The organism is Bradyrhizobium sp. AZCC 1588, from assembly GCF_036924735.1.
Classification (GTDB): domain Bacteria; phylum Pseudomonadota; class Alphaproteobacteria; order Rhizobiales; family Xanthobacteraceae; genus Bradyrhizobium.
Genome location: NZ_JAZHSC010000001.1, coordinates 6,329,597 through 6,346,355, shown reverse-complemented (window position 1 = coordinate 6,346,355; position 16,759 = coordinate 6,329,597). Strand labels below are relative to the sequence as shown.

The following is a 16,759-nucleotide window of genomic DNA, read 5'->3' as shown; positions in this document are numbered from 1 at the left end:
TTTGGCGGATCACTCGGCCGCGCGCATTGCCTTGTCCTCGCGCATCAGGCGGTTGTTGCGCTGGACCACCGAATAACTCGCCAGCGCAAACAGGATCACCAGGCCCTGGATCGACAGCGCTTCCATGGAAGGATTCAGGCCGATCGCGGTCAGAAACGCCGAGCCCTTCACGTCGGTGACCGTGATGATCGCCTGTTCCTGGAACTCCTGCACCGCCTCGCCGATGAACTTGATCGCCATCACGAACAGGAACGCCGAGGTGACGATGAACAGCGGCCGCAGCGGAAGCTTTCGCGCAATCAGGTTGACGAAATAGAACAGTACGGCGAGGCCCACCGTCGCCACCGCAAGGCCGGCGAACAGGCCCGCGCTCCAGCCACCCTCGGTCTTCGCCAGCGCATGGATGAACAGCACGGTCTCGGCGCCCTCCCGGAACACCGCGAGGAAAGCCAGCGCGCCGACCGCCCACACGGTGTCCTGCGACAGCGCGCGGTCGGCTTTATGCGCAAGATAATCCTGCCAGCCGCGCGGGTCCTGCTTCACCATCAGCCAGCCGCTGACATAGAGCATCAGGGCGGCGGCGACGAGAATGATGACGCCCTCGAGGATATCGCTGTGGTCGCCGGAGTTCAGCACCGCAAACAGCCAGGCGGCGACGAAGCTGGCGCCGACCGCGGCGAGCGCGCCGCCGTACAGCGCCTGAATGCGGTGGGCGGCACCGGCCTTGGTCAGATAACCCGCGAGTGCTGCGATCACCAGCATGGCTTCGAGCCCCTCGCGGAGCAGGATGACAGCGGCTTGGATGAAAGCTGACGACATGAAACTGAACCTTTGTTTTGGCTCGTTTTATCGTCCAAACGATTCAAGTAAAGCGGTCGCACGCCACCCAAATGCGTCAAGGCCGTCGCACAGCAAGAAACCCCTGCAAATCGGGCACTTCCGGCAATGACAGCAGATTAGAATTGCTCAATTTCAGCCGGGCTGCCCGAGTGGCATCACCAGCTTCTGCTGGTCGCGCTCGGTGCGCCGCGCAACCAGACGCTCTGTCTGCAAAACCGCCAGCGTCAAGACCACGATCGCAACGGCCTGATGCGCCAGCGCGAGATCGATCGGCACCTGATGCAGCAGCGTCAGAATGCCGAGCCCGGCCTGCAGCGCGATCGCCGCCACCAAAGACCAGGCGCCGCCGACCACGGCAACACCGGCCCGTGACCTCACGCTATCGACCGCATGAAGGACCGCCAGTGCCAGCAGTGCGTAGGCGGTCATGCGGTGTTCGAACTGCACAGTGAGCGTGTTGTCGAACAAGTTGCGCCACCACGGCTCCTCGAAGAACAGTCGCGCCGACGACGGAATCAAGGCGCCGTCGATCTCGGGCCAGGTATTGTATACCCGTCCCGCGCGCAGGCCCGCGACCAGCGCGCCGAAATAGAGCTGTAGGAAGGTCAGCCCCAGCAACGCCACAGCGGTTATTTTCAGTCGTGGCGCCGCCGCAGGTTGCGGACGCGCACGCATCCGCCGCAGCGTCCAGACGATCGACGCAAAAATGATCAGAGCGAGCACCAGATGCGTCGCCAGCCGATATTGAGATACCTCGGTCCGTTGGGACAGGCCGGAGGCGACCATCCACCAGCCGACCGCCCCCTGCAGCGCACCGAGGCCGAAGATCAGCCACAACCGCTTTTTCAATTCAGCGCTGAACGCGCCACGCCACAGAAAGTACAGGAACGGCAGCAGGTAGACCGCGCCAATCACGCGCCCGAGCAGGCGATGGCTCCATTCCCACCAGAAGATGGTCTTGAACTCGGCAAGGCTCATGCCGGCGTTGAGTTCGCGGTATTGCGGAATGGCCTTGTAGCCCTCGAACGCCTGCGCCCACTGCGCCTCGTTGAGCGGCGGCAGCGTGCCGGTAACCGGCTTCCACTCCACGATCGACAATCCGGATTCCGTCAGGCGCGTGGCGCCGCCGACCAGCACCATGACCGCAATCAGCGCGGCAACCACGATCAGCCACCATCGGACGGCGCTGGCATGCGGGGCCTGCTGTGCGGAACTAGCGGTCATAAAACCCGTCTGAAAATCCGTCCTGGCTCGCCCCGAAGGCGCGCTTGATTGAATTGGCGCGCCCCTTATAGTCCGCCCCTCCCTGCGCGCAACCCGCCACGAGCCTGATATATCCGACATGACGATACGCACCCGCAAATTCTTTGGAACCCTCGCTTTGCTGGTGCTGGTCGTGGTGTGGTCGCTGTTGGGCATGACCATCGCCCAGACGCCGTGGCTGGCCAGTTCAGGCCTGCTGCAGGCGATCTTCTATGTCGTGGCAGGGCTTGGATGGGTGCTGCCGGCGATGCCGATCGTGAGCTGGATGTCGCGGCCCGATCGCACCGCTTAGAAGATTCTTGTTTTAACGCGTTTTCTTCACGCGAACCGGTATCCACCCCGGATCAAGTCCGGGGCAGGCTTTCGCTTGAAAACGCTCTAGACCCAATTGTCCCGGGTCGGCCTGACCGCGGGAAACATCATCCCTGACAGCAACACCCGCATCGTGCGCAGCGAACCCTGCCGTCCGTCCCAGGCGATCCGGGGCAATGCGTGCAGATTCGTGTATCCTTTGGCCTCGACGACGCCCGGGATCGTCGATACCGCGCTGGCGAAACCTGCCTCCTGCGCCATGACGACGTGCTCCCGGCGCCAGGATTGCCGGTCGCCGAACGGATAGGCGAAATGCCTGACGGGCTGACGCAAGGCGGTCTCCGCTACCGCCTTTCCCATCGTCATTTCGCGCTGCGCGTCCGTCCCTTTCAGGTTGGACAGTGCGGAATAGTTCACCGTAGCGCTGCCGATCGTCACCAGCGGATCGGCGGCGAGCGTGGCCAGATCGTCCCAATCCAGCGAGGCAGCGCGCGACAGCGCCCCGAGATCGACGGAGTAGCGCGTGCAGAGGTCGTGGATCGCGAACGAAAGATCCGGCGGCGGCAGCGTCCGCATCCAGCTCGCCAGAAATTCGAACGTGTCATGCTTCTCGGGCGTGCTGCCCGTCGCGAAACGCCGTTCCTTGCGGTCGATCACCAGGCTGATGCGATCCTCGCGCCCGATCATCTCTTCCAGCGCGAGCCACCAGGCTTCGCCGAGCCCATCCGGAAACGCGGTGGGCAGGTAGACGGTGAAGGGCACGCCCTGCTTCGACAACACCGGATAGGCCTGCGTGATGACATCCTTGCAGCCGCCGTCGAAGGTCAGGCAGGCAAACCGATTGGCCCTTGGCAGCGTGACCGCCCGCCGGCACACCTCGTCCATCGTGATCAGGTCGAAGTTCCAACGCTTCAGTGCCTGGATCGTCCGGTCGAGAAATTGCGGCGTGATTTCGCGCCGCCGATTGGGCTGAAAGGTGCGGGAATCGCGCGGACGCACGCGCTCGAACCGCAAAATGATGCCGGCGCCACCACTCTGCCGCTGCTTCAGCCTGAAATAGCCGCTGAAATAGGCGAGCTCCATCCAGGCCCGCCGCAAAATTCCGATATCCGACGCCAACGTACCGCCCTCAACATGCGGTCGCGCTGCCCCCGCCGCGCCCGCATCGTATTACCCTTTGTTGACATTTCCCTGCGAAGGTCGGCCAAAGCCGAAATTGTAAACAAATTCATATAACACGGGCTCTGCGATGACCATGGCTGCCGCGATCGAAGGCCGAACGGCGGATGCAGATGGGTGGTCGAAGGCGAGCCGCATCGCCGGCATCGACATCGTCCACGACCTCGCCGCAGTCGAAGCTGTCTGGCGCAATCTGGAAGGCGCGCAAGCCTTCTTCACGCCGTATCAGCGCTTCGACTTCCTCAGCCCCTGGCAGCGGCAGGTCGGCGCGCGCGAAGGCCTCGCTCCCTTCATCGTGATTGCCTACGATGCGGAACGCCGTCCGCTGGCGCTGCTTCCGCTCGCGCTCAGGCACGCTTATGGCGCGCGCTGCGCCAGTTTCATGGGCGGCAAGCATTCCACCTTCAATATGGCGCTGTTCGACCGCGACTTCGCTGCAAGCGCAACGCAAGCCGATCTCGAAGGCCTGATCTCGGCGATGTCGCAGCGGTCCGAAGCCGACGTCCTCGCGCTGCATCAGCAACCGATCCGCTGGCGCGATCTACCCAATCCGTTCGCCTTGCTGCCGCATCAACCGTCGGCCAATGATTGCCCGCTATTGGCGATGGAGCCTGGCGCGGCACCCGTCGCGCTGATCAGCAACTCGTTCCGGCGCCGTCTCAAGGGCAAGGAACGCAAGCTGCAGTCCCTGCCCGGCTATCGCAGTTATATTGGGTCGTCAGAGGCCGACATCACCCGGCTGCTCGACTGGTTTTTCCGCGTCAAGCCGCTGCGGATGGCCGAACAGAAGCTGCCGAATGTGTTCGCCGATCCCGGTATCGAGGAATTCGTCCGCAGCGCCTGCACCGCGCCGCTCGCCGGCGGCAGGCACGCCATCGACATCCACGCGCTGGAATGCGACGAGGAAGTGATCGCGATCTTTGCCGGCGTCGCCGACGGGCATCGGTTCTCGATGATGTTCAACACCTACACGATGTCGGCGAATTCGAAGTACAGCCCCGGCTTAATCCTGATGCGCGACATCATCGACCACTATGCCGCACAGGGTTACCGCGCGCTCGACCTCGGAATCGGATCGGACGATTACAAGCGGCTGTTCTGCAAGAGCGACGAGCCAATCTTCGACAGCTTTATCCCACTCAGCCAGCGCGGCAAGCTTGCCGCCAGCGTCATGTCGGGCCTTAACCGCACCAAGCGGCTGGTGAAGCACAATCCGGCGCTGCTGGAGATGGCGCAAAAGCTGCGCAGCGCGTTTAGCTAGATGTTATCATCGTAGGGTGGGCAAAGGCGCATTTGCACCGTGCCCACCATTTCACGGCGTGCTCTTGAATGGTGGGCACGCTTCGCTTTGCCCACCCTACGAATTCGTTCAAGCCGCGACCACGCGTGGTCCCGGCTCCACTGCGTCCGACGACTCGCACGGTTTGCTCAGCATCGTCACCTCAAAGAAGCCGACCGCCTTGAGCTGATCGCACATCAGCGCGCGCGCGTCCTGCGCCATCGACGCTTCGGGCACCACGACCGCGCGCGCCTGCGACGTCAGGAGTTCGGCCGGCAGATCGGACGCGGTGCCGGCATCCAGCAGCACATGATCGTAGACCCGCAGCAACGCGTCGATCGCAAGCGTCAGCCGCGGTGATTGAAGCTGCGCACGGTCGAAGCCGGGGCGTCCCGCGCTGACGAGATGAACGCGCGACAGCCGATCCTTGGTGATGATCTGCGCAAACGAGGCTTCGCCCTGCATCAGTTCGGCAAGCCCCGGCGCCACCGGATCGACCGACGCCGCCGTCATCCTCGGCGAGGACGCCACGAGATCGACGACCACGATCTTTGCCTGCTGCGCCATCAGCCGCGCCAGCGTAAGTGCGGTCAGCGTGATGCTCTCGCTGGATGCCGTGCCGAGCACGGTCACCTTGCGCGCTGCAGCGCCTGCGCCAACCAGCTCGTCAGCCAGTTGCTCGATCTCGCTGTCCCCTGCCATAGTACCCATGGGAGGGGCGTCGGCATGCGGCTCAATCAACGTTGGCTCTGAAACGTGATCCGCTTCAGCGAGGCTCGCCACAGGAAGCTCGGGCGCGATCGCCGGCGCACGCACCGGTTCCGGCGCAGAAGCCAGGACGATTTCGGGTGCGATTTCGGGCGCAATTTCACGCATAACGTCCGGCGAAGCAGCGCCAGGCGTCCGCGGCGCGGTCATGCGCAACAATTCACCGGTCGCGATCGCGCCCGAAGTGAGCAGCAGAGTCGCCAGCGTCGCGATCAAGACGATCGGCAGCTTCTTCGGATAGGCCGGGGTGTTGGAAACGGTGGCGCGGGAGATGATACGACCATCGGCCGGCGCGGCCTCGATATTCTCGCGGGTGTTCGCCTCGCGGTATTTGGCGAGATAGGATTCCAAGAGGTCCCGCTGGGCCTTGGCCTCGCGCTCGAGTGCGCGGAGCTGCACGTCCTGGCCGTTGGTCGAAGAAGCCTGTTTTTTCAACTGATCGAGGCTCGCCGTCAGGCCTTCGACCCGGCCCCCGGCGATGCGGGCGTCGTTCTCCAGCGAGCGGGACACCTTACCCGCCTCCTCGCGCAACTGCCGATCGAGGTCGGCAAGCTGGGCCTTCAATTCCTTGATGCGGGGATGACCGCCGAGCAGCGTCGAGGATTGTTCGGCGAGCTGCGCGCGCAGCGTCACGCGCTGCTCGGATAGCCGGCGCACCAGTTCGGAATTGAGCACCTCGGAAGCCTCGATCGGCTTGCCGCTCTGAAGCATCTCCTTGATCAGCCGCGCCTTGGATTCCGCGTCCGACTTCAGCGCGCGGGCGTTGTTCAACTGCGTGTTGATCTCGCCCATCTGCTGGTTGGACAGCGTGGTGTTGTTGGTGCCCACGAACAGGCTCGACTTGGAGCGGAAATCCTCGACCCGCGATTCTGCCTCGGCCACGCGCTTGCGCAAGTGCTCTATTTCACCCGAGAGCCACTGGCTTGCAGACTTCGCTTGCTGCTGCCGCGCGTCCTGCTGCACCACCAGATAACCTTCCGCGATCGAGTTGGCGACGCGCGCGGCAAGCTCGGGATCACGCGACTGGAATTCGACGACGATGACGCGGGATTTGTCGACCGCATAGGCCGTGAAGCGCTCATAATAGGCCTCCAGCACGCGCTCTTCCGGCGTCAACGAAAACGGATCGCGCCCGATGCCGACCAGGGCCAGCAGCGACTTCAGCGGCGAGATCCCCTGCAGCACCGGATCGAACTCGGGACGCTCGGCAAGCTTGTTCTTATTGATGATCTCGCGGGCCAGATCGCGCGATTGCACCAATTGCACCTGGCTGGTGACGGCCTCGGCGTCGAGCGCACTGCGCTCCTCGTTGCGCTCGCCGTTCGGCCGCAGGAAAACGTTCTCGCGCCCGTCGACGAGGATGCGCGCTTCCGACTTGTAGCGCGGCGTGATCATGTTGACCGCGGCCAGCGAAAGCACCAGCGCCAGCACTGTCGGAACGATGATCCAACTCCGCCTGCGCATCAGCGCCTGACCAAGCGCATGCAGATCGAGATCGCCGGAATCAGATGCGGCAACGGGCTTCGGCGCCGAAGCCACAGGCCTTGCCATCGCCCGCTGCACCACCGGCTTGTCCTTGCCTGCACGCCAGAACGCCAAACGCATCCCACACTCCCGTGGACGCAACTATCGGTCCACTCGACGGGGGCGATTACACTTCATTATGGTTGCCGGTGGGTTAATTTGCCTCGTCTGCGCGCCCGAGCGACGCCTCGCGCGCGCAGTCATTTTTTGTTAACCATCGAAGCCCTTAATCGCGGAATACTTTCCAGGATACCTGTAATGCGCGGCGTGCTCGCCCCTATTCCAGTTCTGATTGCCGCGCTGACGCTTGCGGGCTGCCTGGCCCGGACCGCGCAGGTTCCGGTCGCATCTGAAGGCGGTCTCGATGCCTGTCGTTGACGGTCAGCCACTTCGGATTCTGCACGCAACGCGCGCGCCGGTCGGCGGCATCTTCCGCCATATCCTCGATCTCGCCAACGGCCAGATCGACCGCGGCCATCACGTCGGCATCATCGCCGACAGCCTCACCGGCGGCGAACGCGCCGAGCAGGCGCTGGCGGAAATCGCCCCGCGCCTCAAGCTCGGTGTTCACCGCACCGCCATTCGCCGCGAACCGCTGCCGTCCGATCTTCTGGTGTGGGCCCGGTTCCAGCGCATGATCCGCCAATTGAAGCCGGACGTGCTGCACGGTCACGGCGCCAAGGCCGGCGCCTTTATGCGTATAAGGACCGCTTCCCGCGACAGGATCAGGGTCTACACCCCGCACGGCGGCTCGCTGCACTATCCGCTGTCGACGCTGAAGGGCAACATCTACGCCCGTGTCGAACGCGCGCTGATGAACGATACCGACCTGTTCCTGTTCGAAAGCGCGTTTGCTCGCAACACCTACCAGCGTACCATCGGCACGCCGAAGGGACTGGTGCGATGCGTGTTCAACGGCGTCACCGCCAGTGAATTCGATCCCGTCGTCAAGGCGGAGGACGCCACCGACCTAATCTATGTCGGCGAGTTCCGGCACATCAAGGGTGCCGACCTTCTGATCGATGCGGTAGCGCTGCTACGCGCCGACGGCCGTCCGGTGACGCTGACGCTCGCAGGCGACGGCGAGGAAAGCGAAGGCCTCAAAGCCCAGGTCGAGCGGCTCGACCTCGGTGAGGCCGTGCGCTTCATCGGCCACGTCAAGGCGCGTTACGGCTTCTCCAAGGGCTCGCTGCTGGTGGTTCCCTCTCGCGGAGACTCGATGCCCTATGTCGTGATCGAGGCGGCGGCCGCCGGCATTCCTATGGTCGCCGCCAATGTCGGCGGCATCCCCGAGATTTTCGGCCCGCATGGCGATGCCTTGTTCGCGCCCAGCAACGCAGCCGCCATGGCCGATGCTATCGAAGCTGCGATGAAGGATCCGGCCGCAACGAAGGATCGGGCCAGATCGTTGCGCGAACGAATCTTCCAGCATTTTTCGCAGAAGGCAATGGTCGAGGGCGTTGTTGCCGGCTACCGCGAGGCGTTTGCCAATCGTTAACCGAAAATTACCAACGTAACTGTTTCTTCCGATTTGTCCCGTAAGCCCGTGGTGTGGGGAATTCCGCACCGGCGGGCACGTTGCTGTGTGCCTGCTCAAGAACGGACGTGGACCAGTGGAACCGATTAACGCACGCTCGATGCTCGATGCCGCGGCGACCGCCAGCGCCAATCGTCCGCCGATCGAACGGCGCCGCAGGTTGTCTCCGGCAGCGCTCGCCGTCACCAATCAGAAAGTTGGCCGCGCCTATTCGCCGATCGTGATCGCAGGGGTGGTTCGCGTGATCGATTTCGCGATGCTGAGCGCGATCGGCACTGCGCTCTATTTTGGTTACGTCGTGCCTCTCAGAGGCTTTTCCTGGGAATTTCTCGCGGCGATCTTCGGCGTGGCGGCAACGGCCGTGATCTGCTTCCAGGCCGCCGATATCTATCAGGTGCAGTTATTCCGCGGCCATCTTCGCCAGATGACGCGGATGATTTCATCCTGGGCATTCGTGTTCCTGCTGTTCATCGGTGCATCCTTCATCGTGAAGCTCGGCAGTGAAATTTCGCGGCTGTGGCTCACGGCGTTTTTTGTGAGCGGCCTCGCGGCGCTGGTCACGGAGCGCGTGTTTCTGCGCTCGCTGGTGCGCCGCTGGGCCCGTCAGGGCCGGCTCGATCGACGCACCATCATCGTGGGCGCGGACCAGAACGGCGAAGAGCTCGTGCAGGCGCTCAAGACGCAAGACGATTCCGACATCCATGTGCTCGGCGTGTTCGACGACCGCAACGACGACCGCGCGATGGATACCTGCGCCGGCAGCCCCAAGCTCGGCAAGGTCGACGACATCGTCGAGTTTGCGCGCCGCACCCGCATCGACCTCGTGCTGTTCGCACTGCCGATTTCGGCCGAGACGCGCATTCTCGATATGTTGAAGAAGCTGTGGGTGCTTCCGGTCGATATCCGCCTTTCGGCCCATACCAACAAGCTGCGCTTCCGTCCCCGCTCCTACTCCTATCTCGGCGAGGTGCCTACCCTCGACGTGTTCGAGGCGCCGATCACCGACTGGGACCTGGTGATGAAGTGGCTGTTCGACCACCTCGTCGGCTTCGTGATCCTGGTGCTGGCGCTGCCGGTGATGGGTCTGGTCGCGCTGGCGGTGAAGCTCGATAGCCCGGGGCCGATACTGTTCCGCCAGAAGCGTTTCGGCTTCAACAATGAGCGCATCGACGTTCTCAAGTTCCGTTCGATGTACCACCATCAGGCCGATCCGACCGCCTCCAAGGTCGTGACCAAGAATGACCCGCGCGTCACCCGCGTCGGGCGCTTCATCCGCAAAACCAGCCTCGACGAACTGCCGCAGCTCTTTAACGTCGTGTTCAAGAGCAATCTTTCGCTGGTAGGGCCGCGCCCGCACGCCGTGCAAGGCAAGTTGCAAAGCCGCCTGTTCGACGAAGCCGTTGACGGCTATTTCGCGCGCCACCGCGTCAAGCCCGGCATCACCGGCTGGGCGCAGATCAACGGCTGGCGCGGCGAAGTCGACACCGACGAGAAGATCCAGAAGCGCGTCGAGTTCGACCTGTATTACATCGAGAACTGGTCGGTGCTGTTCGATCTCTACATCCTGCTCAAGACGCCGATCGCACTGATGACCAAGAGCGAGAACGCGTATTGAAGGATCGCTAACCATCATTGCGAGGATCGATAGCGACGAAGCAATCCATCTATCGTCGCTGGGCGCCATGGATTGCTTCCGCCTTCGCTCGTTGAGCTACGGCGGACAAGTCGCTTTGCTCGCAATGACGGAAGCAGCGGTTCGATTGTTCTGTTGAGTTGCGTGAGTGTGTGATGGCGTATGCGGCGACAGCCGGGGATTCGCTCCCATCGATGACGGCCGCGCCCGGCGTGCTCGCGCTGCAGCGCGCGTTGGTTTGGCTGGTGGGTGCGTCCATCGCCATTGTGTTCATCGAGCCGAGCCCCTATGAGCTGGCGACGCTTGCCGCCTCGGTGATCTTCTTCGCAACGGGAGCGCGGATGCGGCTGGTGTTCATGCCGCTGCTGTTGCTTTTATTCCTGCTCAACCTCGGCTACAGCATCAGTGCGGTCGCCGTAATGGATCGGCCCAACGTGCCGAGTTGGATTGCGACCTCCTGGTATATGGCGATCACGGTCATCTTCTTCGCGATGGTGATCTCCGAGGATACCGCGGCACGGCTCGACATGCTCCGGCGCGGTCTCATCGTCGGCGCGATGATTGCGGCGCTCGCCGGCATCGCGGGTTACTTCAATCTCGTTCCCGGTGGTCGAGACCTGCTGACGCTCTATGACCGCGCCCGCGGCACCTTCAAGGACCCGAACGTGTTTGGCGCGTTTCTGGTGCTGCCGGCGCTGCTCGTGCTGCAAAGCGTGGTCACGGACAAATTCGGCAAGGCGTTCCGCAGCGCGATCGTGTTTGGCATTATATCGTTGGCGATTCTCCTGGCGTTCTCACGCGCTGCGTGGGGCATGCTTATCATCACCTCGGGCTTCGTGCTGGCATTGATGGTGCTGACCAGCCGCTCGCAGTCGCAGCGCTCGCGCATCATCGTGATGGCGCTCGTTACGGTGGTGCTGGCGGCCGCCCTGGTCGCGGTGCTGCTGTCGTTCGATTCGATTTCGCAGCTATTCAAGGAGCGCGCCAGCCTGGACCAGAGCTACGACGAAGGCCGCTTCGGCCGGTTCGGCCGGCACATCCTCGGCGCAGAAATGGCGTTGGGCCTGCCATTCGGCATCGGCCCGCTACAGTTCACCCGCTACTTCCCGGAAGACACCCACAATTCGTACCTGAACGCGTTCATGTCGGGCGGTTGGCTGTCCGGCGTCTGCTATCCGGCGCTGGTCTTCGTCACGGTTCTGACGGGCTTCCGGTATGTCTTCGTCCGCGTACCCTGGCAGCCGGCCTATCTGGCAATCTTCGCAGCCTTCCTCGGCACGGTCGGCGAGAGCTTCATCATCGATACCGACCATTGGCGGCACTTCTGGATGATGCTGGGAACGATGTGGGGCATGTTCGTCGCCACCGAACGCTGGAAGGCAGGTGCCGATCCAGCGCAGGCCCGAGAGCGTAGGGTGGGCAAAGGCGCGCAAGCGCCGTGCCCACCATGATCTTGCTCGCTCTTAATGGTGGGCACGCTTTGCTTTGCCCACCCTACGATCCGCTGCTACTTCTCCACCGTAAACGTCAGCCCCGCGTGATCAACCAATCGCTTGATCAGCTTGTGCTGCATCGCTGCACCCGGCGTCCAGAAGCCGGCCGGCACATCGGGCGCATCGCGCAGCAGACAGATCGCGCATTCGGAAATCATCTTCGAGGTCGAACCGTAAGGATCGCAGTCGCCTTTCACGGATGCACGGACTTGGCCTCCGTCAGGAGCGGTCGCCACATAGAGCAAATCGTAAAGGCCATTTTCGCGCTCTTCCTTCGACGGCCCCTCGCCCGGCTTGCGTGCATTGGGGCCGGTCTTTTCGTTGTTCGCAGCCATCACAAGCTTCGCGTTCGCTTCTCCCTGATCACCGGGACCGGTCAATACCATCTCGTCGTAGACGAACTCGCGGCCGTACGGGAATCCCATAAGCATGTTAGAGCGATGAACGTTGCGCGTGTTGATCAAGGCCATCATGAAAGGCGCGGCCCAGGATTGAAGATCTTCTTCGTAAATCGGCTTGTTACTGCGCGGCTGTCGCACGCCGCTAAATCCCGGTGTGAGCGCAAAGGGATCGTTCAGGATGGAGATCAGGCTGAGATCCTTGGCGACAGCATCGAACGTCGCCTTGGCGCTTGCGGCAGTACCGCCAGAGAGCGTGCCGCGCATATCGCGCACCCGACCTTTGACGCGAGAGGCGGGCACGCCTAACACGCGCTTGGCCTCCGTCTGGACGAAGAACGCGCCAAGTTCAAACGGTAGCGAGTCGAAGCCACATGAAAACATGATCCGCGCCCCGCTCGCTTTCGCCTCCGCCTCGTGCGCGTCGATCATTTGCCGCATCCAGATCGGCTCGCCGCAATAGTCGAGATAATCGGTGCCAGTTGCAGCGCAGATGGCGACTAGATCGCTTCCGTACAGCTGATATGGGCCAACACCTGCAATCACCGACTTCGTCTGCTCCACCATCGCCTTCAGTGATGCCACATCACTTGAATCGGCCACGATCAACGGCGTGTCCTTGGGCGCGCCGATCGCGTCACGTACCGCGGCGAGCTTGTCCTTGCTGCGGCCGGCCATCGCCCATTTCAGATTGGCGTCGCCCTTGTAATGCGTCGCGAGATATTCGGCGACGAGTTGGCCGGTGAAGCCGGTGGCGCCGTAGACGACGATGTCGAATTTCGACGAAGACATAGCTGGGATTTCCTACAGAAACGAATTGGCCCCTTTTGTCACTGCGAGCGAAGCGAAGCAATCCAGAAATCGGGCCACGATGGAAGGCTAGATTGCTTCCGCCTTCGCTCCTTGAGCTACGGCGGACGCGGTCGTCGCGGAGTTTATCATCGGGCCGGCGGAGCCGGACCCGTTGGCTCCTCGCAATGACGGCTGGGCTATTTCTTCGGATAGGACACGCCCATCCCGGCGCGAACGTCGGCCTGAATGCCATAGGGCGCGATCGGATAGCGCAGGCCGTTCTTCGCGAGCTGCTTCATGCCTACGATGGCCTTGGCAAGATGCTCCGGCTTGAGCGCGATCAGCATCTCTTCGTCGGGCACGCCGCCATAACGCCGTTCCGCAAAGCACGGCAGCGACAGAGAGGGCTCGCCGGTCTTCAGCGCCCTGCCCCAGGAATCCGCGCAGGCGGTCTCGCCGACCACGCCCCATTCGAATTTCTTGTACCCGGTATATTGCAGGCCGTTGATCAGAATGATCATCTGGCCGGGCGTGGCGTAGACCAGACAAATATCCGGCGGATTGAGCCGGCCGCTGGTGAGCGGGCTCACCGCCATCGCCTGGTACTGGCCGAAGGGCACAACGTCGAGCGCTTCCTGACGCTTGCGTGCATCTTCGGCGGTGCCATGCCAGACGCCGACGTAGTTTTCCCCCGTGAGCCACTTCTCGTCCTGCGGCGCAAGCCCGATCACCGCACGGCATTGCGCGCCGACCAGATCGTCGCCGGTGATACCGACGGTCCAGCCGAGCCGTGAGGCCATGCTGACGATCTGATCGGTGGTATGCACCGCCGAGGGACGCCGGATTTTTGGAATTGCCGTCATCTCCTCGACGCTGGCAAACATCTTGATGCCGATCACGGTCGTCTTCAGCCGTAGCAGGCTGTTCAGGTCGGCCACCATGCCGGCCAAATCGAACGCTTCCGGCGGCGTCTGCTGTTGCATGGCGTCAGCTCCCAAATCGGCGCGCTTAGCCGGCGCCTGTCGTTCGATTGTAGCCCGGCTGGCTGCCCGCTGCTACTTTGCCGGACCCGGCAACAACTCGTCGATTTTGCCGGTGGCGCGGTAAGCGATCAGGCCTATCCATTCGCGCACTGCCACGTCGGTCCGTCCCAGTCCATCGATCGCGATATTGGTGAAGTCAAATACATCGTCACGTCCGCCGACCCGCCAGTCGACGGGATAAGGTTCGACGGCAAATCCCGCCTTCCGGAACAGGCCGATCGATCGCGGCATATGGAAGGCCGAGGTCACCAACAGCCAACGCTCGCCTTCCTTGGGCTCAAGCAGCGCCTTGGAGAATTCCGCGTTCTCCTGCGTGTTGCGGGAACCCCGTTCCATGATCAGCCGCGACTTGTCGATGCCGAGGCTTTCGAAGATGGTGCCAGCGAAATCGGCTTCCCTGGCGTCGTTCGAAATCAGTCTCGCGCTGCCGCCGGAGAAAATAATGCGCGCCTTCGGGTAACGGTGTGCCAGCGCGGCAGCCGCGATCAGGCGGTCGGGCGAGCTGCGCACCACCGGCGTGCCGTGCGCGACGGAAAGATCGGCTTCGATCGATGCGCCGAGCACGATGATGCCATCAGGCGTGCCGCGCGTCCCGTCCCATGGCGGAAAGCGCTGCTCCAGCGGATAGAGCAGCAGGTTCCCGAGCGGCGACAGTCCGCAAATGACGAGCAGCAACACGGCCGCGATCACCAGCTTGCGGCCGAGCGATGCAAAGCGGGTGAACATCAGAATGGCGCCGACGAAGCCTACGCCGATCAGCAGATTCGTCGGCAACAGCAGAAAGCCGAGCGTCTTGGAGAGGACAAAAAACAAGGGAAGCCTCTGATAATGTCTGGTACAGCGTCATACGACGCCATTGCAGCAACCAAAAGCCTCCGCATGCCCCATCATCACCTGCATTCCAGCCCCGAAACCTGCCACTGGGGCTTCTTCGAAGCCAAATTGAAGCCGGTCCTCACCATTGGCAGCGGCGACGAAGTCACCATCGATACCGTGACTGGCGGCCCGGACGTGTTGCCTGATCGCAGCAAGTTTCACGTACCTCCCGAGCTTGCCGACATTCACGCGCGAAGCGAGCGGATGCTGCCGGGCCATATTCTCACCGGCCCGGTCGCCGTGGAAGGGGCCGAGCCCGGCGACGCGCTGGAGGTCGACATTCTCGACGTCCAGCTCCGGCAGGATTGGGGCTACAATCTGATCCGTCCGCTGGCGGGGACGCTACCCGACGATTTTCACGAAACGCGGATCCTGAACATTCCGCTCGACCGCGAGCGGATGGTGGGACGGATGCCGTGGGGGCTCGATCTGCCGCTTAAGCCGTTCTTCGGCGTGATGGGCGTGGCGCCGCCGCCCGCCTGGGGCCGCATCACCTCGCTGATCCCGCGCGCGATGGGCGGCAATCTCGACAACAAGGAGCTGGGCGCCGGCGCCAAGCTGTATCTGCCGGTGTTCGTGCCGGGCGCGCTGTTCTCCTGCGGCGATGGCCACGGCGTGCAGGGCGATGGCGAAGTCTGCGTCACCGCGATCGAGACCGCGCTGCAGGGCCGCTTCCGTCTGACGCTGCGCAAGGACCTGCGGCTCGCTTATCCCCGCGCGGAAACGACCACGCATTACATGACGATGGCGATGGATCCCGATCTCGATCAATGCGTGGTGCGGGCGCTGCGCGACATGATCGTGCTGCTCGGCGAGAAGCGCAATCTGTCGCGCGAGGATGCGTATACCCTCTGCAGCCTCGCCGCCGATCTGCGCGTGACGCAAACCGTGAACGGCTCCAAGGGCATTCACTGCATGATCGCGAAGGCGGTCGTGCACGGCTGATCGGACGAGCTGCGGCTCCTCAAAAAGGAGACAGCAGCTTCAGCCGCGCGTGAAACAATACGCTGGTCTTTCCGACCAACGCGGTCCCCTGCACTTGCGCGCCATCGGCGGCGTACGACCCGCTGAAGCCGCAAGTGACTTCGCGCCCCCCGAACAGCGGCAGGCTGCCTGCTGATTTCGTGTGCTCGTTGGTGATCAGTTCACCGCGCCATTTGCCGCGATCCGCGGTGTATGAACCCGTGTAATAGAAATACGAGTCACCGCCGGCGACCTTGCCGTCGCGCAGCACAATCACGCCGTGCGCGCGGCCATGGCCGCCGTCCGTCATCTCGATCTGGATGGTGTAGAGACCGTTCGTTACCGTCATTGCGCCCTTGCCGCCGTCCCAGGACATCATCGGCATTCCCTGCAGCGCGAAGCAATGGGGAAAATGGCCCGCACGGCTGGATCGTTTCTCGGCACCTCTAACCGCCGTTAAGGCTGCCGCGCGCTGCGCGTCACGGGCGCTTTAGCTAATCCACAAACCCGGATTCGGTATTTAATATGTTTTTTCAATTGGATAGCGAGCTATCCACAAGTCGTTTGACTCATGTGTGCAAAACTAAATAGAGTCGAAATAGTAACTTTTCAGTACAGCGTTTAAAAGTTAGCGTTCCCCATGGCTACAGAAAAAGCCGAAACCGACCGCGTTCCCGTGACCTTGGCGCTCTCGACCATCGCTTATATGGAAAGATTGGTGAGACAGGGCACCCACGGCACTAGTGTTCCCGGCGTTGCAAGGACTCTGATCGAGGAAGGCATTCGGCTCGCCATCAAGGATGGGCTGCTTGCAATCCGCGACAACGGCAAGACGTCCTGACGGGAGCAACGCGGCGGT

14 protein-coding genes and 1 pseudogene are annotated in these 16,759 nt (G+C 62.7%); 7 read left to right on the top strand and 8 right to left on the bottom strand.

Annotated elements, in window-relative coordinates:
• Positions 1-9: 9 nt before the first annotated feature.
• Positions 10-822, bottom strand: a pseudogene (locus V1277_RS29525) (FTR1 family iron permease); the annotation flags it as partial.
• Between the two features lie 150 nt (positions 823-972).
• Positions 973-2,064 carry a COX15/CtaA family protein gene (locus V1277_RS29520; RefSeq protein ID WP_334419303.1) on the bottom strand — a complete coding sequence of 364 codons (1,092 nt, stop codon included), beginning with the start codon at positions 2,062-2,064 and terminating at the stop codon, positions 973-975.
• Between the two features lie 118 nt (positions 2,065-2,182).
• On the opposite strand from V1277_RS29520, the gene V1277_RS29515 reads away from it, so the two are divergent.
• Positions 2,183-2,395: a DUF2842 domain-containing protein gene (locus V1277_RS29515; protein WP_334375021.1), complete on the top strand. Its 213-nt coding sequence runs from the start codon at positions 2,183-2,185 to the stop codon at positions 2,393-2,395.
• Positions 2,396-2,481: 86 nt separating this feature from the next.
• On the opposite strand, the gene V1277_RS29510 is transcribed toward V1277_RS29515, so the two are convergent.
• The gene (locus V1277_RS29510; RefSeq protein WP_334419302.1) at positions 2,482-3,534 is read right to left on the bottom strand and encodes a polysaccharide deacetylase family protein; all 1,053 of its coding nucleotides are present in this window, start codon (positions 3,532-3,534) and stop codon (positions 2,482-2,484) included.
• Between the two features lie 130 nt (positions 3,535-3,664).
• On the opposite strand from V1277_RS29510, the gene V1277_RS29505 reads away from it, so the two are divergent.
• Positions 3,665-4,855, top strand: a complete 1,191-nt coding sequence (locus V1277_RS29505) for a GNAT family N-acetyltransferase (protein WP_334419301.1) — start codon at positions 3,665-3,667, stop codon at positions 4,853-4,855.
• 108 nt (positions 4,856-4,963) lie between these two features.
• Here the strand turns inward: V1277_RS29505 and V1277_RS29500 are convergent, their stop codons facing one another.
• A complete protein-coding gene (locus V1277_RS29500) occupies positions 4,964-7,246 on the bottom strand; it encodes a GumC family protein (protein WP_334419300.1) in 2,283 nt (760 codons plus the stop codon).
• A 283-nt stretch (positions 7,247-7,529) separates the two neighbouring features.
• Between V1277_RS29500 and V1277_RS29495 the strand changes: the two genes are divergently transcribed.
• The 3 genes from V1277_RS29495 to V1277_RS29485 all read left to right on the top strand — a co-directional run bounded on the left by V1277_RS29495 (position 7,530) and on the right by V1277_RS29485 (position 11,786).
• Positions 7,530-8,663, top strand: a complete 1,134-nt coding sequence (locus V1277_RS29495) for a glycosyltransferase family 4 protein (RefSeq protein WP_334419299.1) — start codon at positions 7,530-7,532, stop codon at positions 8,661-8,663.
• 115 nt (positions 8,664-8,778) lie between these two features.
• Positions 8,779-10,317: an undecaprenyl-phosphate glucose phosphotransferase gene (locus V1277_RS29490; protein WP_334419298.1), complete on the top strand. Its 1,539-nt coding sequence runs from the start codon at positions 8,779-8,781 to the stop codon at positions 10,315-10,317.
• A 173-nt stretch (positions 10,318-10,490) separates the two neighbouring features.
• Positions 10,491-11,786 (top strand): O-antigen ligase family protein, encoded by a 1,296-nt coding sequence (locus V1277_RS29485; protein WP_334419297.1) that lies wholly within the window; start codon positions 10,491-10,493, stop codon positions 11,784-11,786.
• A 56-nt stretch (positions 11,787-11,842) separates the two neighbouring features.
• On the opposite strand, the gene V1277_RS29480 is transcribed toward V1277_RS29485, so the two are convergent.
• The 3 genes from V1277_RS29480 to V1277_RS29470 form a co-directional block, all read right to left on the bottom strand.
• Positions 11,843-13,018 carry a saccharopine dehydrogenase family protein gene (locus V1277_RS29480; protein ID WP_334419296.1) on the bottom strand — a complete coding sequence of 392 codons (1,176 nt, stop codon included), beginning with the start codon at positions 13,016-13,018 and terminating at the stop codon, positions 11,843-11,845.
• A gap of 197 nt (positions 13,019-13,215) precedes the next feature.
• Positions 13,216-14,001 carry a DUF169 domain-containing protein gene (locus tag V1277_RS29475; RefSeq protein WP_334419295.1) on the bottom strand — a complete coding sequence of 262 codons (786 nt, stop codon included), beginning with the start codon at positions 13,999-14,001 and terminating at the stop codon, positions 13,216-13,218.
• A gap of 72 nt (positions 14,002-14,073) precedes the next feature.
• The gene (locus V1277_RS29470; protein ID WP_334419294.1) at positions 14,074-14,874 is read right to left on the bottom strand and encodes a YdcF family protein; all 801 of its coding nucleotides are present in this window, start codon (positions 14,872-14,874) and stop codon (positions 14,074-14,076) included.
• Positions 14,875-14,940: 66 nt separating this feature from the next.
• Between V1277_RS29470 and V1277_RS29465 the strand changes: the two genes are divergently transcribed.
• Positions 14,941-15,882 (top strand): acetamidase/formamidase family protein, encoded by a 942-nt coding sequence (locus tag V1277_RS29465; RefSeq protein WP_334419293.1) that lies wholly within the window; start codon positions 14,941-14,943, stop codon positions 15,880-15,882.
• A 19-nt stretch (positions 15,883-15,901) separates the two neighbouring features.
• Here V1277_RS29465 and V1277_RS29460 read toward each other — a convergent pair whose 3' ends face one another.
• On the bottom strand, positions 15,902-16,279 hold the full coding sequence (locus tag V1277_RS29460) for a GrlR family regulatory protein (protein WP_334375010.1): 378 nt from the start codon (positions 16,277-16,279) through the stop codon (positions 15,902-15,904).
• A gap of 261 nt (positions 16,280-16,540) precedes the next feature.
• On the opposite strand from V1277_RS29460, the gene V1277_RS29455 reads away from it, so the two are divergent.
• Positions 16,541-16,741 carry a hypothetical protein gene (locus V1277_RS29455; RefSeq protein ID WP_057845825.1) on the top strand — a complete coding sequence of 67 codons (201 nt, stop codon included), beginning with the start codon at positions 16,541-16,543 and terminating at the stop codon, positions 16,739-16,741.
• The last annotated feature ends 18 nt before the right edge of the window (positions 16,742-16,759 follow it).

Bases quoted from the DNA above. Each gene is read 5' to 3' on its own strand.
- V1277_RS29520 (WP_334419303.1), bottom strand. From the start codon at position 2,064: ATGACCGCTAGTTCCGCACAGCAGGCCCCGCATGCCAGCGCCGTCCGA.
- V1277_RS29515 (WP_334375021.1), top strand. From the start codon at position 2,183: ATGACGATACGCACCCGCAAATTCTTTGGAACCCTCGCTTTGCTGGTG.
- V1277_RS29505 (WP_334419301.1), top strand. From the start codon at position 3,665: ATGACCATGGCTGCCGCGATCGAAGGCCGAACGGCGGATGCAGATGGG.
- V1277_RS29500 (WP_334419300.1), bottom strand. From the start codon at position 7,246: ATGCGTTTGGCGTTCTGGCGTGCAGGCAAGGACAAGCCGGTGGTGCAG.
- V1277_RS29495 (WP_334419299.1), top strand. From the start codon at position 7,530: ATGCCTGTCGTTGACGGTCAGCCACTTCGGATTCTGCACGCAACGCGC.
- V1277_RS29485 (WP_334419297.1), top strand. From the start codon at position 10,491: ATGGCGTATGCGGCGACAGCCGGGGATTCGCTCCCATCGATGACGGCC.
- V1277_RS29480 (WP_334419296.1), bottom strand. From the start codon at position 13,018: ATGTCTTCGTCGAAATTCGACATCGTCGTCTACGGCGCCACCGGCTTC.
- V1277_RS29475 (WP_334419295.1), bottom strand. From the start codon at position 14,001: ATGCAACAGCAGACGCCGCCGGAAGCGTTCGATTTGGCCGGCATGGTG.
- V1277_RS29465 (WP_334419293.1), top strand. From the start codon at position 14,941: ATGCCCCATCATCACCTGCATTCCAGCCCCGAAACCTGCCACTGGGGC.
- V1277_RS29460 (WP_334375010.1), bottom strand. From the start codon at position 16,279: ATGATGTCCTGGGACGGCGGCAAGGGCGCAATGACGGTAACGAACGGT.
- V1277_RS29455 (WP_057845825.1), top strand. From the start codon at position 16,541: ATGGCTACAGAAAAAGCCGAAACCGACCGCGTTCCCGTGACCTTGGCG.